We start from the raw sequence: 23,014 nt of genomic DNA, 5'->3' as shown, positions 1-23,014 counted from the left end.
TGGGGCACCGATGGCGCTGTCCTGTCCCGCCGGTTCCTCGCCCCATGTCCGAGTCACGCGCCTGGTCCGATGCCTGAGACCGTCGGGACCGCGCCCCCGGCCTTCCTCGCGGAGGGCGGCGCGATGGGCGCCCGGATCCGCGCCCACGACTGGTCCGGCTCGCCGCTCGGCCCGCCGGACAGCTGGGCGCCCTGCCTGCGGGCGACCCTGAGCCTGATCCTAGGATCGCGGTTCCCGATGTTCGTGGCGTTCGGGCCCGACCTCGTCTTCCTCTACAACGACGCCTACGCGGAGATCCTGGGCGACAGGCATCCCGCGGCGCTCGGCGCGCGCTTCCGCGACGTCTGGAAGGAGATCTGGCCGGAGATCGGCCCCCTGATCGACCGGGCGCTCGCCGGCGCGGCGACGTGGTCCGAGAACATGCCGCTGACCATGAACCGGCACGGCTACGACGAGCCGACCTGGTTCACCGTCTCGTACGCGCCGGTGCGCGACGAGGCGGGCCGGGTCGCCGGCCTGCACTGCGCCTGCACGGAGACGACCGGCCGCGTCCAGGCCGAGGCGCGCCTGCGCGAGGCGGAGGCCCGGATCCGGGCCCTCGCCGACCACCTCCCGGGCGGCTACGTCTACCAGCTCGCCATGGCGCCCGACGGCGCCGACCGGCGCTTCCTCTACGTGTCGCAGGGCTTCGAGCGCATGACCGGCCTGGCGGCCGGGGACGTGCTCGCCGACCCGGCGGTCGCCTACGACCTGATCCTGCCGGAATACCGCGCCGCCGTCGCCGAGGCGGAGGCCGCCGCGATCCGCGACCTCGCGCATTTCGACGTCGCGGCGCCCATGCGCCGGCCGGACGGCACCCACGTCTGGACGCGCATCGTCTCGGCCCCCCGCCGCGTCGGCGACACGCTGGTCTGGGACGGGCTGCATCTCGACGACACGGTGCGCCGCCGGACCGAGGAGCAGCTGCGGGAGAGCGAGCGGCGCCTGCGGCTCGCGACCGAGGCGGCCGAGATCGGCCTCTGGGACGTCGACATCGTCGCCGACACCCTGTTCTGGCCCGCGCGGGTCAAGGCGATGTTCGGCATCTCGGCCGACGTGCCGGTCACGATGGCCGATTACTACGCCGGCCTGCATCCCGAGGACCGGGAGGCCACGAGCGCGGCCTACGCCTCCGCCCTCGATCCCGCGCGGCGCGCCGTCTACGACGTGGAGTACCGCACCGTTGGCAAGGAGGACGGCGTCGTGCGCTGGGTCGCCGCCAAGGGGCGCGGGATCTTCGAGGGCGCGCGCTGCGTGCGGGTGATCGGCACGGCGATCGACATCACCGCCCGCAAGCAGGCCGAGGAAGCCCTGCGCGCCAGCGAGGCGCAGTTCCGGGTCCTGTCGCAGGTGCTGCCGAACTTCGTCTGGGCGACCGACGCGGCCGGGGCGGCGAACTGGTTCAACGCGCGCGTCTATGCCTACGCGGGCCGGGAGCCCGGCACCCTCGACGGCGCGGGCTGGCAGGGGATCATCCATCCCGACGATCAGGACCGGGTCGACGAGGAATGGCGGGCGGCCGTCCGGTCGCGGGCCGACTACCAGTCCGAGTACCGCCTGCGCCGCGCTGACGGCGCGTATCGCTGGTTCCTGGCCCGGGCGCAGCCGGTCCTGGGCGCCGACGGCGCGGTCACCCGCTGGGTCGGCACCAGCACCGACATCGACGACCAGAAGCGGCTCATGGCCGAGCTCGTGCGCTTCAACCTGACCCTGGAGCAGCGCGTGGCCGAGCGCACGGCCGAGCACGACCGGGTCTGGCGCAACTCGCGCGACCTGCTGGCCGTGGTCGGGGCCGACGGCATCTTCCGCGCGGTCAATCCGGCCTGGCAGACGATCCTGGGGCACGAGCCCGCCGCGGTAGTGGGGCGCAGCTTCCTGGACTTCATCTGGCCCGAGGATGCGGGCGCGACCCAGGAGGCGCTCGAAGCGGCCGCCGCGGCACGCGACCTGACCGATTTCGAGAACCGCTACCGGCACAGGGACGGCACCCTGCGGCTGATCTCGTGGCGCACCTCCGTCGAGGGCGCGCAGGTCTACGCCTACGGCCGCGACGTCACCGCCGAGAAGGCCCAGGCCGAGGCGCTCCGGCACGCCGAGGAGGCGCTGCGGCAGTCGCAGAAGCTGGAGGCGGTGGGCCAGCTCACCGGCGGCGTCGCCCACGACTTCAACAACCTCCTGACGATCATCCGCTCGTCGGTCGACTTCCTCCGCCGGCCGGACCTGGCGGAGGAGCGCCGGTCCCGCTACCTCAACGCCGTCTCGGAGACGGTGGACCGCGCGGCGAAGCTCACCGGCCAGCTCCTCGCCTTCGCGCGGCGACAGGCGCTGAAGCCCGAGATCCTCGACGTCGGCGCGCGGCTGCGCGGCGTGGCCGACCTCCTCGACACGGTCACGGGCGCCCGCATCGCGGTCGTGACCGAGCTGCCGGAGCGGCCCTGCTTCATCCGGGTCGATCTCAGCCAGTTCGAGACCGCGCTAGTCAACATGGCGGTGAACGCCCGGGACGCCATGGACGGCGCCGGAACGCTGACCCTGCGCCTGCGCTGCGGCGCGGCGCTGCCGCCGATCCGCGGCCATGCCGGCGCGCCCGGCCCGTTCGCGGCGATCGACCTCGTCGACACCGGCACCGGCATCGCGCCGGACGTGCTGGCGCGGGTGTTCGAGCCGTTCTTCACCACCAAGGAGGTGGGCAAGGGCACCGGACTCGGCCTGTCCCAGGTTTTCGGCTTCGCCAAGCAGTCCGGCGGCGACGTCGCGGTCGAGAGCGCGCCCGGCCGCGGCGCCACCTTCACGCTCTACCTGCCGCAGGTCGAGCCCGAGGCGTCCTGCGCCGCCGCCGCGGAGGCCGCCGCCCTCGACCCCGGCGGCGCGGGGCAGCGGGTTCTGGTGGTGGAGGACAACATCGAGGTCGGCCGCTTCGCCACGCAGATCCTGGAGGATCTCGGCTACGCGACGACCTGGGCGACCAACGCCGAGGAGGCGCTGGACCAGCTCGGGGCCGACGGCGCGGCCTTCGACGCCGTGTTCTCCGACGTGGTCATGCCCGGCATGGGCGGGATCGCGCTGGCCCGGCTCCTCCGGCAGCGGATGCCGCACCTGCCGGTGGTTCTGGCCTCCGGCTACAGCCACGCCCTCGCCCAGGAGGGGATCCGCGACTTCGAGCTGCTGCCCAAGCCCTACTCCGCCGACCAGGTCTCGCGCGTGCTGCGCAAGGTCGTCGGCGCGCGGCGGAGGCGGCCGAGGGGCGGGCAGCAGGGCGGGCAGCCCTGACGCGGCGGGGCGCTGCCGGGACCAGCGGAGACCTGACAGAGACCTGACAGAGGCCTGACAGAGGCCTGACGCCGCAGCCGGGCGGCGACGGGCTCTCCCGGCGCCATGTTCCCGCGGGAGGTTCCGCGCGCGGGAGACGCCGCGCCCGCCCCCGGAGGTCCTATGGACAGGGTCATGTACGCGCTCGTCACCCTGGCGGAGGCGGTGCTCGGGATCTTCGGCGTGCGGGCGCTCTACGAGCAGCCCGCCTACGCGGTCGTCGAGCGCCTCGAGCGCGGGGTCGAGATCCGGTCCTACGCGCCGCGCCTCGCGGTCGAGACCGACGCGCGCGGCCAGGGCGACGGCGACGCCTTCGGGCGGCTGTTCCGCTACATCACCGGCGCCAACCGAGCCGGGAACCGCATCGCCATGACGGCGCCGGTCGAGAGCGGCGGCCAGCGCATCGCCCAGCACATCGCCATGACCGTCCCGGTGGAGCGGGACGGCACCGGCACGATGCGGTTCTTCCTGCCCCGCGCGGTGGCGGCGGCCGGGGCGCCGGCCCCGACCGAGCCGGGGGTCCGGCTGGTCGAGGTCCCGGCCGAGCGGGTCGCGGCCCTGCGCTTCTCCGGCCGCCTCACCCCGGAGGCGCGGGCCGCGCAGGCGGGCATCCTCGCCGCCGTCCTGGCGGCGGCCGGCCGCGCACCGGCGGGCGTGCCCTTCGTCATGGGCTACGACCCGCCCTTCGCGATTCCGTTCCTGCGCCGGAACGAGGTCGCCGTCCGCCTGCCGCCGCCGTGAGAGCCGGGACCGGTCCTGACGACCCGGTGGGCGGCCTCGGACGCCGCCCCGGAGGACCGGCCCGATTGCTCAATTATCCCGCGATGTCCTTCATAATAATCCCGAAGACTTGCCGCTATCTTCCTCTTTTGTTGTCTTTGCGCCACAGGCCCGATCATTCGAGCCCGCAAGTCGTCCCCCGCAGGGATTAAACAGAATGTGAATTGAGGTCGCGACCCGACCCGAGATCAGTGAGGCGCACGCAGCCGACGCGAAGCGGCGCGTGCCTTCGAATCCAGGTTGGGGGAAGATATGCGGGCCCTGCGAGGCAGCTTGATCGCGTCCGTGGCTCTGTTGCCGGGTGTCGCGCAGGCTCAACAATCCGTCACCCTCGGCGAGATCAGCGTCGTCTCGACGTCGCCGGTGGGTGCGGGCGGCGGCAATTCCAGCGGCGCCCAGAATCTCGATACGCTCGCCCAGGCCGCGCCGACCTTGCCGGCCCCGGCCGGCGGGGTGCGGCTGCGCGGCTCCGAGCAGCCGCTCAACAAGATCCCCAGCACCGTCGAGACCGTCACGGCCCGGCAGATCGAGGTCGATCAGGGCTCCGACAACGTGATCGCCACGCTGGCGCGGCGCACGCCCGGGGTGAACCTCAACGACTCGCAGGGCAATTCGAACCGGGTCGATCTCAGCTACCGCGGCTTCACGGCCTCGTCGGTGCAGGGCGTGCCGCAGGGGCTCGCCGTCTACCAGAACGGCGTGCGCATCAACGAGGCCTTCGGCGACGTCGTCAATTTCGACCTGATCCCGCCGCAGGCGATCCAGCGCATCGACGTGGTCACCGGCAACCCGGTCTTCGGCCTCAACGCCATCGGCGGCGCGGTCAACATCCAGATGAAGAACGGCTTCACCTGGCAGGGCACCGAGATCTCGGCCTGGGGCGGCTCGGACGCGCGCACCGCCGGCTACCTGGAGTACGGCAAGGTCTCCGGCCCGTGGAGCGTCTACTTCACCGGCGACGGCCTGAACGACCGCGGCTGGCGCTACGAGAGCCCGAGCACGATCGGCCGCCTCTACGCGGATCTCGGCTACCGCTCGCAGGATTCGGAGTTCCACCTGATCGGGCTCGCCGCCCGCAGCTTCTACGGCGCCGCCGCCGCCACGCCGGTGGACTTCACCCATCTCGACCCGCGGGCGATCTTCACCTACCCGCAGACCCAGACGACGCAGGTGGGCACGCTCCAGCTGACCGGCCGGGTCGACCTCTCGCCGACCTGGGACCTCGCCGGCAACGCCTATTACCGGCGCTTCAGCGAGTTCTACGTCGACGGCAACCAGGGCAACTTCGAGAACTGCAGCAGCCGCAGCAGCTTCCGGGGCTCGCTCTGCTACCAGGACGACGCGTTCAACGTGAACGCGCCGCCCACCAGCCAGGTGGCGGCGCGCCGGGCCTACGCCAACCAGTTCGCGATCCTCGGCCTGAACAACCAGACGATCCCGTTCGTCCGGAACATCCCGTACGGCACGATCGACACGACCCGGACGGAGGCCGAATCCTACGGCGGCTCGCTCCAGGCCGCCAACCGCGACCGGATCTTCGGCCTGAACAACGCCTTCGTGGTCGGCGGCAGCGTCGACGCCTCGAATTTCTCGTTCAAGTCGGCGAGCCAGCTGGGCGTGATCAACCCGAACCTGTCGATCACCGTCGATCCGAACAACCCGTACTACGGCACGATCCCGGGCCTCGGCACGCCGGACATCCGCACGCTGGGGGCGATCGGCCTCGCGCCGGGCAACGTCAGCGGCTCGACCCTGTATCTCGGCCTCTACGCCACCGACACGCTGGACGTGACCGACCGGCTGTCGCTGACCGGCGGCTTCCGGCTCAACTACGCCCGCATCCAGACCCGGGACCAGACCGGGTTCTCGCCGGACGTCACCGGCGTGCACGAGTACACCAAGGTCAACCCGCTCGCGGGCCTGACCTACCAGTTCGACCCGGCGCTGAACCTCTACGGCGGCTACTCGGAATCGAACCGCGCCCCGACCCCGCTGGAGCTGTCCTGCTCCAGCCCGACCCAGCCGTGCCTGCTGCCGAACTCGCTCGTGGCCGATCCGCCGCTCAAGCAGGTCACCGGCCGGACCTACGAGGCCGGTTTCCGCGGCGTGATCCCGGCCTTCCTGTCGGGCGGCGCCCTCACCTACAAGGCCGGCGTCTACCGCACCGACCTGAGCAACGACCTCTACCAGGTCGCCGTCGCGGGCAACGCCGCCCGCGCCTACTACATCAACGTACCGGCGACCCGGCGCCAGGGCATCGAGGTCGGCGCCGAGTACGCGGTCATGCCCGACCTGCTGGTCTACGCCAACTACGCCCTGGTCGACGCGACCTTCCAGTTCAACGCGACCCTCTCGTCGCCCAACAACCCGCTGGCGAGCACCGGCGCGGCCGGCGGCGCCGTGGGCGGCGACGTGATCCCGAACGGCGGCATCCGCGTCCGGCCGGGCGACAAGATCCCGCTGATCCCCGATCACCAGATCAAGGCGGGCTTCGAGTACAGCATCACCCCGAACTGGCGCTTCGGCCTCAACGTCTCGGCGTTCTCGTCGTCCTACTACCGGGGTGACGAATCGAACCTCAACCGCAAGCTGCCGGCCTACTACGTGATGAACCTGACGACGAAGTATCAGGTCAGCAAGAACCTGGAGATCTTCGGACTGGTCACCAACCTGACCAACAACCGCTACGCCACGTTCGGCACCTTCGCCGAGACGGGCGCGGTCGCCGGCAACCTGTCGATCAACGACCCGCGGACCACGACCCTGGCGCAGCCGCTCTCGATCTACGCCGGCCTGACCTACCGGTTCGGGGCGGATCCGGTCCCGATGGCGCCGGAGCCGATCATCCGGAAGTACTGAGCCCGTCCACGGAACGATGATGCGAGGGGCCGCGGGATCCGCGGCCCCTCTTCCGTTCGAGCCCGCGCGCCTTCGCGCCCGGACGATGAGCCCGGTCTTTCAAACCCAGATGAGTGCGGCCGCCGACCCGATCTGTATCCCTGATCGGCCGCCGGCGAGGCTTGCGGGCGCTCCCGTCCCGGTCATCCCGATCCTGGAGACACCCATGCCGCGCTACTTCATCGACACCGCCGACCACGTCGCCGTCCGGGACGACGAGGGCACGGTCCTCCCGGACCGGGCCGCCCTGCGGGACCTGCTGCGCCGGACCCTGACGGCGCTCCTGCACGACGAGGGCGAGGAGACCGGGGTGAACGACTTCACCGCCCGCGCCTACGACGAGGACGGTCGCCTCGTGATGCGGGCCCGGGCCAGCTTCCACGTCGTGGACCCGTAGGGGACGCCCGGCAGGACGTCCCCGCACCCCTGTCAGGCCGCGTCCGGCATGCGGTCGAGGAGCTTGTCGAGGGTGATCGGGTAGTCGCGCACGCGGATGCCGGTGGCGTTGTAGATCGCGTTCGCGACCGCGGCGCCGACCCCCGAGATGCCGAGCTCGCCCACGCCCTTGGCCTTCATGGGCGAGGACATCGGGTCGACCTCGTCGAGGAAGATCACCTCCTGGTGCGGGATGTCGGCGTGGACCGGCACCTCGTAGCCGGCGAGGTCGTGGTTGGCGAAGAAGCCGCGCTTGGTGTCGACGACCAGCTCCTCCATCAGGGCCGCCCCGGTGCCCATCACCATCCCGCCGATCACCTGGCTGCGGGCGGATTTCGGGTTGAGGATGCGCCCCGCCGCGCAGACCGCCAGCATCCGCCGCACCCGGACCTCCGCCGTATAGGCATCCACCGCGACCTCGACGAAGTGGGCGCCGAAGGTCGAGACCTGCTGGGTCTTCGAGAACTCACCGAACTCGATCGCGTCCTCGGCCACGAGCTCGCCGTCGGCGGCGGCCCGGGCGAGCGGGATGGCGCGGTTGCCGGCGCGGACCTCGCCCTCCTCGAACACCGCGTCGGTGGCGTTGAAGCCGAGCTTCTGCGCGACCGCCTCCCGCAGCTTCACGCAGGCCGCGTAGACGCCCGCGGTCGACGAGTTGGCGCCGAACTGGCCGCCCGAACCCGACGAGACCGGGAAGTCCGAGTCGCCGAGCCGCGCCACGACCCGGTCGAGGGGCACGCCCATCATCTCGGCGGCGGTCTGCGCGATGATCGTGTAGCTGCCGGTGCCGATATCGGTCATGTCGGTCTCGACCGTGACCGTGCCGTCGGCGGAGAGCCGCACCCGGGCGCCCGACTTCAGCACCATGTTGTCGCGGAACGCCGCCGCCATGCCGTGCCCGACGAGCCACTGCCCCTCCCGGACCTGTCCGGGCTTCGGGTTGCGCCTGGCCCAGCCGAACCGCTCGGCGCCGAGCTTGAGGCAGCCGACGAGGTCGCGGTGAGAGTAGCGCAGGTCCGGCTGGGTCGGGACGACCTGCGTGTCGTTGCGGATGCGGAACTCCACCGGGTCGAGGCCGAGCTTCTCGGCCAACTCGTCCATGGCGACCTCCAGCACCGCGAGGCCCGGGGCCTCGCCGGGGGCGCGCATGGCGTTGCCCTCGGGCAGGTCGAGCCGGGCGAGCTTCATGGCGGTCAGGCGGTTCGCCCCCGCGTAGAGGTACTTGGTCTGGTTCACGGCCGTCTCGGGATCGCCCTCCGGCAGGTTGCCCGAGACGCTCTCGTGCGCGATCGCCGTGATGGTGCCGTCCCGCTGGGCGCCGATCCGGACCCGCTGGATCGTGGCCGGGCGGTGCGTAGTGTTGTTGGCGATCAGCGGGCGGGTCAGCGCCACCTTGACCGGCCGCCCGGTGGCCTTCGCGGCGAGCGCCGCCAGCACCGCGTCGGCGCGCACGAACAGCTTGCCGCCGAAGCCGCCGCCGACATAGGGCGCGTCGAGCCGGACCTTGTCCTTCGGCAGGCCGAGCATCTTGGCGAGGCTGCCGTGGCCCCAGCCGATCATCTGGTTGGCGGTCCAGAGCGTGACCCGGTCGCCGTCCCAGGCCGCCGTCGTGGCGTGCGGCTCCATCATGGCGTGGCTCTCGTCGGACGTCGTGTAGGTCGCGTCGAGCGTCACGGGGGCCTGCGCGAAGGCGCCCTCGAAGTCGCCGGTCCGCTCCTCGCCGTTGCCGCCGCTGCCCTCGCCGCTGTCGGCCGGGACCGGCTCGGCGGTCTTCGCCGCGGCGGCGAGGTCGAACGCACCGGCCTCGGGGGCGTAATCGACCGTCACCAGGAAGGCGGCCGCCCGGGCCTGCTCGAAGGTCTCGGCCACCACGACGGCGATCGCCTGATGGTAGTGCTGGATCACGTCGCCGCCGAACAGGTAGGCGACGTTCATCACGCCGCGCTCGATCCGCGGCGTGTCGAGGGTGGTGACGATCCCGATGACGCCGGGCGCCTGCCGGGCCGAGGCCGTGTCGATGCTGCGCACCCGGCCCTTGGCGATGGCGGAGCCCAGCACGTAGCCGTAGGCGGCGTCGGGGGCCGCGTCGTGGCGCTCGTACGCGTAGGGCGCGGTGCCGGTGGTCTTGTACTTGCCGTCGATGCGGTCGGTGGGCAGGCCGACGACCTTGAGGCGGTCGATCGGGTTCGGGCCCGCGGCGGTGTCGAACTTCATGGCTCAGGCCCTCGCTTGGTTGAGCGCGGCGCCGAGGGTCCGCTCGGCGAGCTTCAGCTTGTAGGCGTTCTCGTGGGTGGGCTTGGCGTCGGCGAAGACCCGCTCGGTCACGGCCCGGGCGCCCTTCGAGAGATCGGCCTCGGCCGCCTCGACCCGCCAGGGCTTGTGGGCGACGCCCCCGAAGGCGACGTGGCCGGAGCCGTCCTTGCCCAGGATCGCCGCCACCGAGACCAGCGCGTAGGCGTAGGAGGCGCGGTCGCGGACCTTGCGGTAGATGTGCGTCCCGGGAACGGGCTTCGGCAGCGTCACCGCGGTGATGAGCTCGCCGGGCTCGAGGTTCGTGTCGCGCGACGGGTCGTCGCCCGGCAGGCGGTGGAACTCGGCGATCGGGATCTTCCGCGCGGCGCCCCCGGCGTCGATCGTCTCCACGGTGGCGTCGAGGACGCGCATGGCCACCGCCATGTCGCCCGGATGCGTGGCGATGCAGGCCTCGCTGCCGCCGATCACCGCCAGCTGGCGGCTCACGCCGTCGAGCGCCGAACAGCCGGAGCCCGGCTGGCGCTTATTGCAGGGCTGGGCGGTGTCGTAGAAGTACGGGCAGCGGGTCCGCTGCAGCAGGTTGCCGGCGGTGGTCGCCTTGTTGCGCAGCTGGCCGGAGGCGCCGGCGAGCAGCGCGCGGGCGAGGACCCCGTAATCCGCGCGCACCCGCGGATGGGCCGCGAGATCGGTGTTGCGCACCAGGGCGCCGATGCGCAGGCCGCCCTCCTCGGTCGGCTCGACCGCGTCGAGGCCGAGCCCGTTCACGTCGACGAGGTGGCGCGGGGTCTCGATCTGCAGCTTCATCAGGTCGAGCAGGTTGGTGCCGCCGGCGATGAACTTGGCGTCGGGCGTGGCGGCGACGGCGGCGGCGGCCGCGGCGGGCGTGCCCGGGCGCTCGTACGTGAAGGACTTCATGCGCGGCTCCCGGCGACTTCGGTGATCGCCTCGACGATGTTGGAATAGGCGCCGCAGCGGCAGAGGTTGCCGCTCATCCGCTCGCGGATCTCCGTCTCGGTCACCGGCGGCGCCGCGCCGAGATCGGCCGTGACGTGGCTCGGGATGCCGGCCCGGATCTCCTCCAGGACGGCCACGCCCGAGCAGATCTGGCCGGGCGTGCAGTAGCCGCACTGGTAGCCGTCGTGCTTGACGAAGGCCGCCTGCATCGGGTGCAGGCTGTCAGGCTGCCCCAGGCCCTCGACGGTCACGATCTCGGCGCCCTGGTGCATGATCGCCAGCGTCAGGCAGGCGTTGATGCGCCGCCCGTCGACGATCATCGTGCAGGCGCCGCACTGGCCGTGATCGCAGCCCTTCTTGGACCCGGTCAGGTGCAGGTGCTCGCGCGCGGCGTCGAGCAGGCTGGTGCGGGTGTCGAGTTCGAGCGTGCGCCGCTCGCCGTTCACCGTGAACGTGACGGCGGCGAGGACCGGTGCGTCGGTCCGCGCAGGTCTGGCGCCCGGGTCCTGGGGCACGGTTTCGGCGCTCACCATCAAGTCTCTCTCCGGTTCAGATCACGAAGGCGCGGACGGGATCCCGGTCGCCGGGGCCCGCGGGCGGAACATCCCGGCGGAACATCCCGGCAGACATCCCGGCAAGACATCCCGCAAAGCGGCGGCACCCTGGATCGGCTCCAAGGTAGAGCCCGCTCCCGCGATGGTCAGGGGGGCGGCGCGGCCGGGGACGCGAAAGTTGCGGCGGGCCGCGCCGGGACCCGCCCAAACGAAAGGGCCGACCCGAAGGCCGGCCCCGATCGTCGCGTGGCGGACGCCCCTACTCGGCCGCGGTCATCTCGGCGGTGTAGTGGCCGCACCAGTCCTGGGCGGCGACCACCGGCCAGAGGCCCTTGGACTCGGGCGCGGGCTGGCTGACCGGCGGGTTGAAGCGGCACAGACCGGCATCGTTCTGCGCGACGGCGCCGTTGCCCTTGTGCTCGTCGAAGAACCGGCAGGTCTCGCACTTGGCGTTCATGGTCGGGCTCCTGTGAGGCCGGCGGCCCGGGGGCCGTCCCGGCGGGGGACGAGAGCTTGGACCTTAGAAGTGATCCAATCTGCGGGGCCAACGTCGGAGCGATCGGGCGGGTTCCCGGCGGCGGATCGGCGATCCCGCTCAGCCGACCGCGGCGAGGCCCGGCTCGGCCCGGGCGGATTCCTCGGCGGGGCCGGCGGGACCGCCGACCGCGGCGGCGTAGTCGGTGATCGGGCGCGGCCTGCCGAACAGGAAGCCCTGCATCTCGCCGCAGGCCTCCTCGGTCAGGAACTTCATCTGCGCGTGGGTCTCGACGCCCTCCGCGACGACGCCCATGCCGAGGCTGCGGCCGAGGCTGAGCACGGCCCGGACGATCACGGCGGCCTGCGGCCCGGTTCCGAGCTGCGCCACGAAGGAGCGGTCGATCTTCAGCTTGTCGAACGGGAAGGCCTGGAGGGTCGCGAGCGACGCGTAGCCGGTCCCGAAATCGTCCATGCTGATCCGGATGCCGTAGCTCTTCAGGCGGCGGAGGATGCCCACGGCCCGCGCCATGTCGTTGATGATGATGCTCTCGGTGACTTCCAGCTCCAGGCGGTCCGGCGAGAGACCGGTCTCGGCCAGGATCGCCAGGACGGTCTCGGGCAGGCCGGGCTTCTGGAACTGGCGGGGCGAGAGGTTGACGGCGACCTTCAGGGGCTGCGCCCACTGGGCCGCCTCGCGGCAGGCCTCGCGCAGCACCCAGTCGCCGAGCGCCACGATCAGGCCGGTCTCCTCGGCCAGGGGCACGAACACGTTGGGCGACACGCTGCCGCGGACCGGGTGGGTCCAGCGCAGGAGCGCCTCGAACCCGACGAGCGCCCCCGTGTGGCCCTCGACCTGCGGCTGGTAGTGCAGGCTCAGGGTGTTGTCGTCGAGGGCCTGGCGCAGGTCGCGCTCGAGCACCCGCCGCTCCTCGGCCTCCTCGTCCATGGCGGGGGTGAAGATCCGGTACGTGCCGCGGCCCTCGGCCTTGGCCCGGTAGAGGGCGAGGTCGGCGCGGCGGTACAGCGGCTCGGCATCCGTCCCGTGCTCGGGGGCCAGCGCGATGCCGACGCTCAGGCCGACGCCGACCCGGTGCCCGCCCACGCTGAACGGGCTGTGGAACAGCGCGATGAGGCGCTCGGCCAGGACCTCGGCCTCGGCCGCGCCGCCGGCGGAGAGCACGGCGAACTCGTCGCCCCCGAGCCGGGCCACCGCCCCGTCCCCCGCGATGCCCCGCAGGCCGGCCGACACGCGCCGGAGGAGCTCGTCCCCGGCCTGGTGGCCGAGGCTGTCGTTCACGCTCTTGAAGCCGTCGAGGTCGAGGTACAGGACCGCGCAGGCGCCGCCGCGCTGGACGATGTCGACGAGGCTGCGCGCGAGGGTCTCGTGGAACAGCGCCCGGTTCGGCAGGCCGGTGAGGACATCGTGGCGGGCGAGGCGCGCCACCTCGGCCTCCGCGGCCTTCCGCTTGGTGATGTCGGTGAAGGTGCGCACGAAGCCGCCATCCGCCAGGGGGACGGTGCGGATCTCGAGCACGAGGCCGTTGGGCCGCGCCCGCTCGTGAACCTGCGTCTGCCCGGCCTCGCCGCGCTCGATCCAGGTCCGGATCGAGCGGTCCGGGCGCCGGCGCTCGCGGCGGCTCGCCTCGTGGCGCAGCACAGCCCGGTAGCTCGGCCGCGCCTGCATCATCGCCCGGGGCAGGTCGAGGAGCGCCAGCGCCCGCTCGTTGCAGACCCGGACCACGCCGCCGGCGTCGACCATGATGAGGCCCTGGTCCATGCTGTCGAGGGTGGCGTCGAGCAGCAGGGTCTTCTCCCGCAGCATGCGGCCCTGCCGGGCCAGGGCGATGTTGATCCGGCGCAGGTGGTCCAGCATCAGCGTCAGCGCCGCGAAGGCCAGGATCACCGCCATCACGCCGGCGATGCCGCCGGCCAGGACGCCCCGGGCGAGGCCGAGCTGCGGGACCGCCAGGGCCGGGTCCGGCACCACGCGGGCGGCCGCCATGGCGAGGAAGTGCAGGATCGCGATGGAGAGGGTCAGGACGGTCGCGGCCGCGAGCCGGGCCCGCGCGCCCGCGCTGCCGACATGGATGGCCATGCCGGCGGCCGCGAGCCCGCAGCCCGCCGCGATCGCCGTGGCGGCCATGGCGGGGTCCCAGGTGAAGTGTCCCGGCAGCCGCACGCCGGCGATGCCGAGGAAGTGCATGCAGGCGATGCCGATCCCGAGCACGAGGCCCGCCCCCGCCCCGGCCCAGCGCGACGGCGTGGCCCGGGCGAACAGGAAGGCCACGGTGGCGGCCGCGATCGCGACGATCAGCGAGAGCAGGGTCGTGCGCGGCTCGTAGCCCAGCACCACGCCGGGATCGTAGCCCAGCATGCCGATGAAGTGGGTGCTCCAGATCCCGGCCCCGATCGAGAAGCCCGAGGCCAGGAGCCAGACCGGCCCGTGCCCGTCGGCGCGGACCTGGACGCGCTGCTCCAGCTTGAGGGCCACCGCGCAGGAGATCCAGCACACGCAGGCGGCCAGGGCGACCACCCAGCCGGTATGTTCCTCGGTCAGGCAAGCGAACGCGCGATACATCGAGGTGCCCCGCCCTTCTGCGACGGCGGGAACCTTAACCCGCGGATACTAATCAGAAGTTGCATTCCGCCCGGACACGGGTCCGATCCGCCATGCGGACGAGGCTCTTCCGGGCGCCGCCGCGCGCCGGTCAGGCCGCAGATCAGGAGTTGTATGTTCGGGCGCGGCGGCGGTCCGCCCGCCCGTGCCCGTCGCGGCGCCCGTCAGCCGCGCCCGTCGCCGCGGATCTCGATCGGCCGCGCCGCGAAATCCGTCAGGAGTTCCTGGAGCTCGTCCTCGTGGACGAGGCGCGCCGCCTCCTCGGGCGCGAACCATTGCAGGGTGCGCTGGGCCTGTTCCGGCCAGCGCTCGTGCTGGGCCTCGACCCGCAGCGGGTAGACGCGGACCATGCAGGGGAAGGCGCGGCCGTGGTCGAAGCGCTTCTGGTAATGGTACCGTCCGACCGGGTTCGCGGCGATCTGCCCCTCGAGCCCCGCCTCCTCGTAGGCCTCCCGCGCGGCGGCCTGATGGGCCTTGCGGCCGGTCATCGGCCAGCCCTTCGGGATGATCCAGCGCCCGGTATCGCGCGAGGTGATCAGCAGGACCTCGATCCGGCCGTCGGCGCCGACGCGGAACGGCAGGGCCGCCACCTGCTTGAGCGGTTTGACCTGCGCCTTGCGGAGCAGCTTCTTCAAGTTCGGCCGCTTGGATGCCGTCTTCAGCGCTGACCTCGCGGACGGAGAGGGGCGGGATTTCTGATGATGCTTCTGCAATCGACGGCCTCCTCACGCTTTTACATAAGTTTAACACGATCCCATTGCAGCCCGCGCGCATTGGCACCGAGCCATGCCTGTAACGCTGTGCTCATCCCCGCCAGGCGGCTTGTCGCGGGCCGGCTTGTCGGCGAAGGCTGACGCGTCAAACGTCCACGAGGCGCGGCATGGCTGTCGAGATCGAGCGCAAGTTCATCGCGAACCCGTCGGTTCTGGCGCTGTGCCGGGCGGGGACGCCCCTGGTTCAGGGATACCTCTTCACCGACGCGGCCAACACGATCCGGATCCGCCGGGCCGGTGAGCGCGCGCTGATCACGTGGAAGAGCCCGCGCCGCGGCGCCAGCCGGGACGAGATCGAGTTCGCCATCGCGCCGGAGGACGGCGCGGCGCTCCTCGCCACCGTGCCGCCCGGCCGGCGGCTCGAGAAGACCCGCTACCGGGTCGCGCATGCCGGGGCGGTCTGGGACGTCGACGTGTTCGGCGGGAACCTTGCGGGCCTGATCCTGGCCGAGATCGAACTGGAGCGCGAAGACCAGCCGGTGGTGCTCCCTCCCTGGGTGGAGCGCGAGGTCACCGACGACGCGCGCTACCGCAACTCGCGGCTGGCCGCGGGACCGGTGCCGGAGCGGTGGGCGGCCTAGGTTCCCGACGCGCCGGGCGGATCCGTCCGGTCGAACATCTCGAACATCCGGGCCCGTGAACATCCCGGGGCGGCCACGGTTCTCACGGCATGCCCCGGACCCTGATCACCTGGACGCAGGACGAGACCGCCGGCGTGCCGCTCCCGCGCTTCGTCGGCCGGGTCGGGACGGTCGTCGTGGGGATCTGCGCCTACGACGGATCGAGCCGGTTCTGGACCTGGTGGAGCCCGCTGGCCGAGGACATCTGGGGCCACGGCCAGGACGCCGAGGGCGCCCGGCAGGGCTGCGAGGCCTGGCTGCGCGGATGGCTCGAGAACTTCAGGCCGTTCTTCACCTGACGCGGCCGGCCGCGAGGGCGCGGCCGGCCGTCGGCGCGGGATCAGCGCATGAAGTGCGGCAGGCGCCGCTTCCAGCGCTCGCCGAGCCGCAGCTCGTTCGTCCGCCGCCCTGCCGTCGACCGGGGCGACGGGCCCTGACCCGACGTGGGACCGGACGTGGGACCGGACGCGGCCAGCGGCGGGACGCGGGCGGGCGCCTCGTCGACGGGCGGGGCCGACGGCGGGGCGGTCGGCGCGGCCGGGCGCGACGGCACCGTCTGCACCTGCGGGAGCGCGTCCCGCGCGGCCGCCCGCGGCCGCCCGCGCCGCGCCCGCGGCGCCGGGACGGTCTCGGCGGCGGGGTCCGTCGCGGCCTCGTCGGCGGCTTCGAGGACCGGCTCGGCCGGGGCCTCGAACATCGGCATGAGGCTCGGCAGGACGCGGCGCACCGGTGCGTCCGGCACCTTCCGTTCCGGGCGCGGCGCCGGTGCCGCCTGAGGGGCGGGCGCGGGTGCGGGCGGCGCGAGGGCGGCCTGCGCCAGTTCCGGCCACAGGATCTTGTCCGGGCGCGGCCGCGCCTCGGTGGCAGTCAGCGTTGTGCGGGCCGAACGGGTCTGCTTGACTTCGACCATGAACGGTCGCGCGCTGCGGCGCTTCATGTAAGATGATCCTTGGAAGCATTCGAGCACGCATGTCGGCGGCACGAACACACCGAGGTTAAGCCTGATCTCGGCCGTTGTCCAGAAAGACGACGTCGTACTGGTCAAATTTCTCTTTAGTCGAGATGGGCCGCGGTCGTTTCCAGGCCTCGGGTCGTGAAACCGAAGGCGTGATCGCCCGAGCACCTGCGGACACTGCCCCGTCGCCGCCCGGCGAGGGGGCGATCCGCTGCGGGGCGATCTGTTGCGGGGCGGGCGTCGCGCGCGATCGGGTCGTCCGGGATCAGGCGGCCTGCGCCTGCGCCTGCGCGGGCGCCGGGCGGCGCCGCAGGGGACCGGGCGCCCCGAACAGGGACTGGTACAGCGCGGCCGGCGTCCGCGCCTCGCCGCTGCCGTCCGTGATCGTCACCTCGGCCATGCCGGCCGCGATCAGGCTCATGCCCTGATCCAGGGCGGTCAGGACCGAGGCGTGCTGGTAGGCGAACCGGCGCGCGGACAGGCGTGCGGTGACGGTGAAGTGCATGACGACGATCCCGGGAAGCCGGACCCGCCGGGTCCGGACGGCAACGGCGCGCGCGCGACGCGCTCGGGTGAGAACGGGGCTCCGGCAACGCCGCTGCCGGTCCCGCACCTGCTCGCGGTCAATAAAGTCGTTATCTTGACGAAAGCTTGTTCATCCCCGCTTTGCACGAACAAGGCGCACAATTAGCGGCGGGATTTAGTGATTGCCGCCGCGCCGCTGCCGTCACGCTTCAGTTCAGGCGGCGCCGCCGCTCCGCGACCTGCCGTCGGGCCAGCCGTCGCCCCAACGCCATCAGCAGCGCGTCCGCCTCGGCCTTCAGGGCCGGATCGCCCAGCGCCGCGACGGCGTCCTGCGCGGCGAGGGCGTGCTCGACCGCCCGGTCCAGGGGCGTGTCGCCGAGGTCGGGCGCGGTCGCGCCGCCGATCGCCTCGCGCGCGCGCAGCGCCGTGATGTCCACGAGGATCCCGCGCCCGCCCGTCGGCCGGCCGCGACGGTCGCTGGTGAAGCGGCCGCGCGCCAGGACCCAGCGCATCCGGCCATCGACGGAGATCACCCGGTACTCGGCGACGTAGGAACTCCCCGCCGCGACGCTGCGGCGGATCAGGGTGTCGACCCGGTCGCGGTCGTCGACGTGGATGGCCTCCTCGTAGACGGCCAGCGGGATGCCGGATTCCGCCGCGGTCGGATCGACCTTGAACAGGAGGGCCACCAGGGCGTCGACCCGCACCCGGTCCGTCGCGGGCTCCCACGCCCAGTGCCCGATCATGTCGGCGGAATCGAGCGCGATCTGAAAGGCTTCGGGACAGGTCTGACCGACGGACGCGTTGGTCTTGGGCATGGCGGTGTACGTGTGCGGCTCCGGTCCGGTCGATCTACGGGTTCGGTAGCTGCAACCTCAAGACTTCTTTGACGCATTCATGCAACTGTTGCGTGCTGGCCACTCGCGTCCTGCCGGTCTTCTGTATTATGAATGCTCGAGCCAGCCCGCGCGCCAGAGCCTGACCGCCGATGGGATCGAAGTCACCTGTCCGGAGCGGATCCTCCGGGGCTGCGGCGCCCGAGGACGACCTGTTCGAGCGCTCCGCACCGCCGCACGCGCCGGGTGCCGGGCGGCTGCTGCAGCGGATCGCCGACGCGCTGCAGGTTCCGGCCACCTCCCTGTACGGCCCGCCGGGTGCGGAGCGGGGCGCCGGCGTCGCGGGCGGGCGTGCCGACGAGGCCGACGCCCTGCTGCATGCCTACCGGCGCATCGACGATCCCGAGATCCGCCGCCGCGTCCTGACCCTCGTGCAGGATCTGGCGGCCGCACGCTGACCGGCACGCTGACCGGTGCGCCCGTGATGCGCTTGTGATGCGCTTGGCCCGCCGCGTGCTAACCTGAGCGCGATTGCAACGCTCGGGCGAGTCGGCATGCTGAACAGACGATCCTTCATGGCCCTGTCGGGGGCCGCCCTCGCGACCCCGGCGCTGGCGCAGGGCAGTGCCGCCCGGACGCTCAAGTTCATCCCGCAGGCCGACCTGACGGTGCTCGATCCGATCTGGACGACCGCCTACGTCACCCGGAATCACGGGCTCGCCGTCTTCGACACGCTCTACGGCACCGATGCCGCCTACGCCGCCCAGCCGCAGATGGTGGCGGGCCACACGGTGGAGAACGACGGCACGCTGTGGCGCCTCACCCTGCGGCCCGGGCTGACCTTCCACGACGGCAGCCCGGTCCTGGCCCGCGACTGCGTGGCGAGCGTCGCGCGCTGGGGCAAGCGCGACGCCATGGGCCAGACGCTCATGGCCTACACGGACGAGCTCTCGGCCCCGGATGACCGGACGATCCAGTTCCGCCTGAAGAAGCCCTTCGCGCTCCTGCCGGACGCGCTCGGCAAGGTCGGCTCCTCGATCTGCGCGATCATGCCGGAGCGTCTCGCCAAGACCGACCCGTTCACGCAGGTGACCGAGATGGTCGGCAGCGGCCCGTTCCGCTTCAAGGCGGACGAGCGCGTGGTCGGCGCCCGGGTGGTCTACGAGCGCTTTGCCGGCTACGTCCCCCGCGAGGGCGGCGAGCCGCAATGGACCTCGGGCCCGAAGCGCGTCCACGTCGACCGGGTCGAGTGGAACGTCATCCCCGATCAGGCCACCGCCGCCTCGGCCATGCAGACGGGCGAGATGGACTGGTGGGAGCAGCCGCCGGCCGACCTCGTGCCCACCCTCCGCGGGCTGACGACGCGGATCACCGACCCGACCGGCCTGATCGGCTGCCTGCGGATGAACCAGCTCCAGCCGCCCTTCGACAATCCGGCGATCCGGCAGGTGCTGCTGAAGGTCGTCGACCAGACCGACTTCATGCAGGCGGTGACCGGCACCGATCCCAAGCTGATCCACGTGCCGACGGGCTTCTTCTGCCCGGGCCTGCCCATGGCGAGCGACGTCGGCCTCGACGCCCTGACCAGCAAGCGCGACTACGCGGGCGCCAAGGCGGCGCTGGCGGCGGCCGGCTACAAGGGCGAGAAGGTGGTGCTGATGGGCGCCTCGGACTTCCCGAGCCTGAAGGCGCTCGCCGACGTGGCGGCCGACATGCTCACGCGCGCCGGCTTCAACGTCGACTATCAGGTCATGGACTGGGGCTCGGTGGTGCAGCGGCGCGCCAAGAAGGAGCCGGTCGCCCAGGGCGGCTGGAGCGCCTTCTGCACCTTCTGGGCGGGGCTCGACCAGGCGAATCCCGCGGTCAGCGCCTTCCTGCGCGGGACCGGACAGAGCGCCGCGATCGGCTGGCCCACCAGCGCGAGGATCGAGGCGCTGCGGGACCAGTGGCTGGACGCCCCGGACACCGCCGCGCGCAAGCGGCTCGCCGGCGAACTCCAGCAGCAGGCCTTCGTCGACCTGCCCTACCTGCCCCTCGGGCAGTACTTCAACCAGACCTCGTACAAGCCGTCCCTGACCGGCGTCCTCGACGGCGTGCCGGTGTTCTGGAACGTCAAGAAGGGCTGAGGCGCAAGGGTCGCCCTCTTTCAAGACCTCGGGACGTGGGCGCGGGTTCAGCGGCTCCAGGTCCGTGCGTGCGCGCCTTTTCCGGGTACCCGAACGCGGAGAGGGTCGCGGTCCGGCGACAGAGATCGCGCAGAACTGGCTCCGTGCCTTTGCGAGCGCAGCGAAGCAATCCAGCTGCGCCAAGCTTGACCGATGTCTCGCATCCCTGGGTTGCTTCGCTGCGCTCGCAAAGACGAACAGGCCATCGGCACCCCTACAGCCCCGCTGCACGAGCCTACTGTGTCGCCGGCACGGCGTAGTTCAACGGTATCCTGCCACACGAATACGCCGTTCCCTCCAACAAGTCCGATCGATCGAAGCCGCGCGAGCGCTTCCCAGCCGCATCGGGAACGGGGTAAGCAGATTCGGCACAGGTCACCGCCAGAGATGACCGGCCCGCGAGGAAGCCCGAGATATCCGTCTCACCGCCATCGCGGCGGTGCATCGACGCCCTCGACGCCGCGCGGATTCCATGACGCGACGAGGACACGCTCGATGACAGGCTTGGCGACAGGCTCCCCGGACGAGGCCGCCCTGGAACGCTCGGCGATGCGCAGGATCGGCTGGCGGCTCGTGCCGTTCCTGATCCTCGCCTACTTCGTCTCCTTCCTGGACCGCGTGAATGTCGGCTTCGCGGCGATCCAGATGAACCACGATGTCGGCCTCTCGGCGACCGTGTTCGGCTGGGGCGCCGGCATCTTCTTCCTCGGCTACTTCCTGATGGAGATCCCCAGCAACCTGATGCTGGAGCGCTTCGGGGCGCGGCTGTGGATCGCCCGGATCATGGCGACCTGGGGGCTCATCTCCGCCGCCATGGCCCTGGTGCAGGGGCCGTGGTCGTTCATCGGCCTGCGCTTCCTGCTGGGGCTCGCCGAGGCCGGCTTCTTCCCCGGCGTGATCCTCTACCTCACCTACTGGTTCCCCTCCGCCTACCGGGCGCGGATCATCGGGGTCTTCATGATCTCGATCCCGATCTCGTCGTTCCTGGGCTCGCCGATCTCCGGCGCGCTGCTCAACGTGACGGGGTTCGGCCTCGCCGGCTGGCAGTGGCTGTTCATCCTCGAGGGCCTGCCGGCGGTGTTCCTGGCCGTCGCGGTCCTGTGGCTCCTGCCGGACGGCCCGCGGGACGCGGCGTGGCTGCCGGCGGCCGAGCGGGACTGGCTGGAGCGGCAGCTCCGGGCCGAGGCGGCGCGCAACACCCGCAGCGGCCAGCCCGCGAAGCCGCCGCTCTGGGACATCCTGCGCGACCGGCGGCTCGCCCTCTTCGCCGCGATCTATTTCGGCTCGACGGCGAGCAGCTACGGGCTGTCGTTCTGGACGCCGCAGATCGTCAAGAGCTTCGGCCTCGGCAACGTCGAGACCGGGCTCCTGAACAGCATCCCGTACGGCTTCGCGTCCCTGGCGATGGTCCTCTGGGGCCGGCACAGCGACCGGACCGCCGAGCGGCGCTGGCACCTCGCGCTCTCGTTCCTGATCCTGGCGCTGGGGCTCGCGGGCGGCACGGTCCTGTCGGGGCTCGGCCCGGTCGTGGCGGCACTGACGATCGCCGCCATGGGCGTCTACATGCTCAAGGGCCCGTTCTGGGCGCTCGCGACCGAGCAGATGCCGCCCGCCACGGCGGCGGCGAGCATCGCGGCCATCAACGCGGTCGGCAATCTCGGCGGCTTCCTCGGCCCCTACCTGATCGGCGCGATCAAGGACGGGACCGGCAGCTTCACCCTGAGCCTCCTGCCGCTCGTGGTCTTCGCCCTGCTCTCGGCCGCCCTGTCGCTGGTGCCGGGCCGCGCCCCGCGCCGCGACTCGGGCGCGCCGCGGCCGTCGGCCGTCTGAGCCCGCGGCGAACCGAGTCCGGGACCGGCCGGTTGGCCCGGTGCGGCCGCTGCCCGGCACTGCGCCGGCCCGGACTGGCCCGGACCGGACCGGACGGGGTCCCGCGGGCCGTGACCGCGCCGCCGCCAGGAGATCGCCGTGCCCGAGCTCAACGCCATCCTGGAGACGGCGCTGTACGTCGCGGACCTCGACCGCGCCGAGGCCTTCTATCGCGACACGATGGGGTTGCGCTGCCTCTTCACCGACTTCCGCATGCGCGCCTTCGACGTCGGCGGCCGCGGCGTCCTCCTGCTCTTTCCGGAGGGCGGGTCCCTGCAGCCGATCGAGACGCCGGGCGGTCTCATACCGCCCCATGACGGCCGCGGCCCGGCCCATATCGCGTTCTCGATCGACGCCGACGCCCTCGCGCCCTGGGAGGACCATCTCGCGGCCGCCGGCGTGGCCGTCGAGGGGCGCACCCGCTGGCCGCGGGGCGGCGTCAGCGTCTACTTCCGCGACCCGGACGGACACCTGCTCGAGCTGGCCACACCCGGCCTCTGGAAGGGCTACTGAGGCGGCGCCGGGTCAAGTCCGGGTCAAGTCCGGGTCGAGGCCCGGCCGGATTCCGGCCGCCTGAACGGCGAAGGGGCCGCCTCCTGTGGGAAGCGGCCCCTTCGCGTTTCGGGTCGGGTGCGACGGTCGGGATGCGAGCGTCGCACCCGACCGTCGCTGGTCGATCTCAGTAGGAGCCGAACTTGTAGTTCAGGCCGGCGCGGACGACGGCGAACTCGTCGGAGCGGCGACCGATGCCGCTGTAGACGACCGGGAAGTTGTTGGCGGCGTTGATGACGAACGCGCCCTGGTTGCGGGTGTTGCGGTCGAGGTTGACGTACAGGCCTTCGACCTTGAGCGTCACGGCCGAGGAGCGGAAGAAGTTCAGGAACGAGTCGGTGGGCAGGGCGTACTCGATGCCGCCGCCGACGGCCCAGCCGGTGCGGAAGCTGTCGTTGCCGGC

At 72.1% G+C, this 23,014-nt stretch carries 19 protein-coding genes and 1 pseudogene; 10 read left to right on the top strand and 10 right to left on the bottom strand.

Annotated elements, in window-relative coordinates; translation table 11 throughout:
* Positions 1–69: 69 nt before the first annotated feature.
* The 4 genes from BM314_RS15875 to BM314_RS15860 all read left to right on the top strand — a co-directional run bounded on the left by BM314_RS15875 (position 70) and on the right by BM314_RS15860 (position 7,423).
* A complete protein-coding gene (locus tag BM314_RS15875; RefSeq protein ID WP_091978923.1) occupies positions 70–3,309 on the top strand; it encodes a PAS domain-containing protein in 3,240 nt (1,079 codons plus the stop codon).
* 162 nt (positions 3,310–3,471) lie between these two features.
* Positions 3,472–4,089: an SOUL family heme-binding protein gene (locus BM314_RS15870; RefSeq protein ID WP_091978921.1), complete on the top strand. Its 618-nt coding sequence runs from the start codon at positions 3,472–3,474 to the stop codon at positions 4,087–4,089.
* Between the two features lie 291 nt (positions 4,090–4,380).
* Positions 4,381–6,987, top strand: coding sequence for a TonB-dependent receptor (locus BM314_RS15865; RefSeq protein ID WP_091978919.1), 2,607 nt, complete (start codon positions 4,381–4,383; stop codon positions 6,985–6,987).
* A gap of 205 nt (positions 6,988–7,192) precedes the next feature.
* A complete protein-coding gene (locus tag BM314_RS15860; protein ID WP_020094079.1) occupies positions 7,193–7,423 on the top strand; it encodes a DUF6894 family protein in 231 nt (76 codons plus the stop codon).
* A gap of 32 nt (positions 7,424–7,455) precedes the next feature.
* On the opposite strand, the gene paoC is transcribed toward BM314_RS15860, so the two are convergent.
* From paoC to BM314_RS15830, 6 genes are all read right to left on the bottom strand, one after another.
* Positions 7,456–9,675, bottom strand: a complete 2,220-nt coding sequence (gene paoC, locus BM314_RS15855; RefSeq protein ID WP_091978917.1) for an aldehyde oxidoreductase molybdenum-binding subunit PaoC — start codon at positions 9,673–9,675, stop codon at positions 7,456–7,458.
* A 3-nt stretch (positions 9,676–9,678) separates the two neighbouring features.
* Positions 9,679–10,629, bottom strand: a complete 951-nt coding sequence (locus BM314_RS15850; RefSeq protein ID WP_091978915.1) for an FAD binding domain-containing protein — start codon at positions 10,627–10,629, stop codon at positions 9,679–9,681.
* Entirely contained in the window at positions 10,626–11,201 is a 576-nt protein-coding gene (paoA, locus tag BM314_RS15845) for an aldehyde dehydrogenase iron-sulfur subunit PaoA (RefSeq protein ID WP_091978913.1), read from the bottom strand. The genes BM314_RS15850 and paoA overlap by 4 nt, the downstream gene beginning before the upstream one ends.
* A 280-nt stretch (positions 11,202–11,481) precedes the next feature.
* Positions 11,482–11,679 carry a hypothetical protein gene (locus tag BM314_RS15840; RefSeq protein WP_012321181.1) on the bottom strand — a complete coding sequence of 66 codons (198 nt, stop codon included), beginning with the start codon at positions 11,677–11,679 and terminating at the stop codon, positions 11,482–11,484.
* Between the two features lie 138 nt (positions 11,680–11,817).
* Positions 11,818–14,277, bottom strand: coding sequence for a bifunctional diguanylate cyclase/phosphodiesterase (locus BM314_RS15835; protein WP_091978911.1), 2,460 nt, complete (start codon positions 14,275–14,277; stop codon positions 11,818–11,820).
* A 203-nt stretch (positions 14,278–14,480) separates the two neighbouring features.
* The gene (locus BM314_RS15830; RefSeq protein WP_020094084.1) at positions 14,481–14,951 is read right to left on the bottom strand and encodes an NUDIX hydrolase; all 471 of its coding nucleotides are present in this window, start codon (positions 14,949–14,951) and stop codon (positions 14,481–14,483) included.
* Between the two features lie 245 nt (positions 14,952–15,196).
* Here BM314_RS15830 and BM314_RS15825 point away from each other — a divergent pair, with 245 nt between their 5' ends.
* Positions 15,197–15,670, top strand: a complete 474-nt coding sequence (locus tag BM314_RS15825; protein WP_056533583.1) for a CYTH domain-containing protein — start codon at positions 15,197–15,199, stop codon at positions 15,668–15,670.
* A gap of 89 nt (positions 15,671–15,759) precedes the next feature.
* A complete protein-coding gene (locus tag BM314_RS15820) occupies positions 15,760–16,008 on the top strand; it encodes a hypothetical protein (RefSeq protein WP_020094086.1) in 249 nt (82 codons plus the stop codon).
* A gap of 41 nt (positions 16,009–16,049) precedes the next feature.
* Here the strand turns inward: BM314_RS15820 and BM314_RS15815 are convergent, their stop codons facing one another.
* From BM314_RS15815 to BM314_RS15805, 3 genes are all read right to left on the bottom strand, one after another.
* Positions 16,050–16,646, bottom strand: a complete 597-nt coding sequence (locus BM314_RS15815) for a hypothetical protein (RefSeq protein WP_091978909.1) — start codon at positions 16,644–16,646, stop codon at positions 16,050–16,052.
* Positions 16,647–16,929: 283 nt separating this feature from the next.
* A complete protein-coding gene (locus BM314_RS15810) occupies positions 16,930–17,169 on the bottom strand; it encodes a hypothetical protein (protein ID WP_091926932.1) in 240 nt (79 codons plus the stop codon).
* Between the two features lie 229 nt (positions 17,170–17,398).
* Positions 17,399–18,007 (bottom strand): PAS domain-containing protein, encoded by a 609-nt coding sequence (locus BM314_RS15805; RefSeq protein WP_091978907.1) that lies wholly within the window; start codon positions 18,005–18,007, stop codon positions 17,399–17,401.
* Positions 18,008–18,177: 170 nt separating this feature from the next.
* On the opposite strand from BM314_RS15805, the gene BM314_RS15800 reads away from it, so the two are divergent.
* The 4 genes from BM314_RS15800 (at position 18,178) to BM314_RS15785 (ending at position 22,572) form a co-directional block, all read left to right on the top strand.
* Entirely contained in the window at positions 18,178–18,483 is a 306-nt protein-coding gene (locus tag BM314_RS15800; protein ID WP_091978905.1) for a hypothetical protein, read from the top strand.
* Positions 18,484–18,579: 96 nt separating this feature from the next.
* Positions 18,580–20,151, top strand: a complete 1,572-nt coding sequence (locus BM314_RS15795; RefSeq protein WP_091680902.1) for an ABC transporter substrate-binding protein — start codon at positions 18,580–18,582, stop codon at positions 20,149–20,151.
* 534 nt (positions 20,152–20,685) lie between these two features.
* Positions 20,686–22,020: an MFS transporter gene (locus BM314_RS15790; RefSeq protein ID WP_091978903.1), complete on the top strand. Its 1,335-nt coding sequence runs from the start codon at positions 20,686–20,688 to the stop codon at positions 22,018–22,020.
* Positions 22,021–22,158: 138 nt separating this feature from the next.
* A complete protein-coding gene (locus tag BM314_RS15785; protein ID WP_020094093.1) occupies positions 22,159–22,572 on the top strand; it encodes a VOC family protein in 414 nt (137 codons plus the stop codon).
* A gap of 166 nt (positions 22,573–22,738) precedes the next feature.
* Here BM314_RS15785 and BM314_RS15780 read toward each other — a convergent pair.
* Positions 22,739–23,014: pseudogene (locus BM314_RS15780) on the bottom strand (porin family protein); the annotation flags it as partial.

The organism is Methylobacterium sp. 13MFTsu3.1M2 (assembly GCF_900112625.1).
Lineage (GTDB): Bacteria > Pseudomonadota > Alphaproteobacteria > Rhizobiales > Beijerinckiaceae > Methylobacterium.
Note: the sequence above shows the minus strand (reverse complement) of the source record. Positions and strands in the feature narration are given on the sequence as shown.

Excerpts from the sequence above, each read along its gene's own strand:
- BM314_RS15835 (WP_091978911.1), bottom strand. The coding sequence starts at position 14,277 with ATGTATCGCGCGTTCGCTTGCCTGACCGAGGAACATACCGGCTGGGTG.
- paoA (WP_091978913.1), bottom strand. The coding sequence starts at position 11,201 with ATGGTGAGCGCCGAAACCGTGCCCCAGGACCCGGGCGCCAGACCTGCG.
- BM314_RS15865 (WP_091978919.1), top strand. The coding sequence starts at position 4,381 with ATGCGGGCCCTGCGAGGCAGCTTGATCGCGTCCGTGGCTCTGTTGCCG.
- BM314_RS15820 (WP_020094086.1), top strand. The coding sequence starts at position 15,760 with ATGCCCCGGACCCTGATCACCTGGACGCAGGACGAGACCGCCGGCGTG.
- BM314_RS15790 (WP_091978903.1), top strand. The coding sequence starts at position 20,686 with ATGACAGGCTTGGCGACAGGCTCCCCGGACGAGGCCGCCCTGGAACGC.
- BM314_RS15795 (WP_091680902.1), top strand. The coding sequence starts at position 18,580 with ATGCTGAACAGACGATCCTTCATGGCCCTGTCGGGGGCCGCCCTCGCG.
- BM314_RS15825 (WP_056533583.1), top strand. The coding sequence starts at position 15,197 with ATGGCTGTCGAGATCGAGCGCAAGTTCATCGCGAACCCGTCGGTTCTG.
- BM314_RS15800 (WP_091978905.1), top strand. The coding sequence starts at position 18,178 with ATGGGATCGAAGTCACCTGTCCGGAGCGGATCCTCCGGGGCTGCGGCG.
- BM314_RS15850 (WP_091978915.1), bottom strand. The coding sequence starts at position 10,629 with ATGAAGTCCTTCACGTACGAGCGCCCGGGCACGCCCGCCGCGGCCGCC.
- BM314_RS15840 (WP_012321181.1), bottom strand. The coding sequence starts at position 11,679 with ATGAACGCCAAGTGCGAGACCTGCCGGTTCTTCGACGAGCACAAGGGC.
- BM314_RS15870 (WP_091978921.1), top strand. The coding sequence starts at position 3,472 with ATGGACAGGGTCATGTACGCGCTCGTCACCCTGGCGGAGGCGGTGCTC.
- BM314_RS15810 (WP_091926932.1), bottom strand. The coding sequence starts at position 17,169 with ATGCACTTCACCGTCACCGCACGCCTGTCCGCGCGCCGGTTCGCCTAC.
- BM314_RS15815 (WP_091978909.1), bottom strand. The coding sequence starts at position 16,646 with ATGAAGCGCCGCAGCGCGCGACCGTTCATGGTCGAAGTCAAGCAGACC.
- BM314_RS15805 (WP_091978907.1), bottom strand. The coding sequence starts at position 18,007 with ATGCCCAAGACCAACGCGTCCGTCGGTCAGACCTGTCCCGAAGCCTTT.
- BM314_RS15875 (WP_091978923.1), top strand. The coding sequence starts at position 70 with ATGCCTGAGACCGTCGGGACCGCGCCCCCGGCCTTCCTCGCGGAGGGC.
- paoC (WP_091978917.1), bottom strand. The coding sequence starts at position 9,675 with ATGAAGTTCGACACCGCCGCGGGCCCGAACCCGATCGACCGCCTCAAG.
- BM314_RS15860 (WP_020094079.1), top strand. The coding sequence starts at position 7,193 with ATGCCGCGCTACTTCATCGACACCGCCGACCACGTCGCCGTCCGGGAC.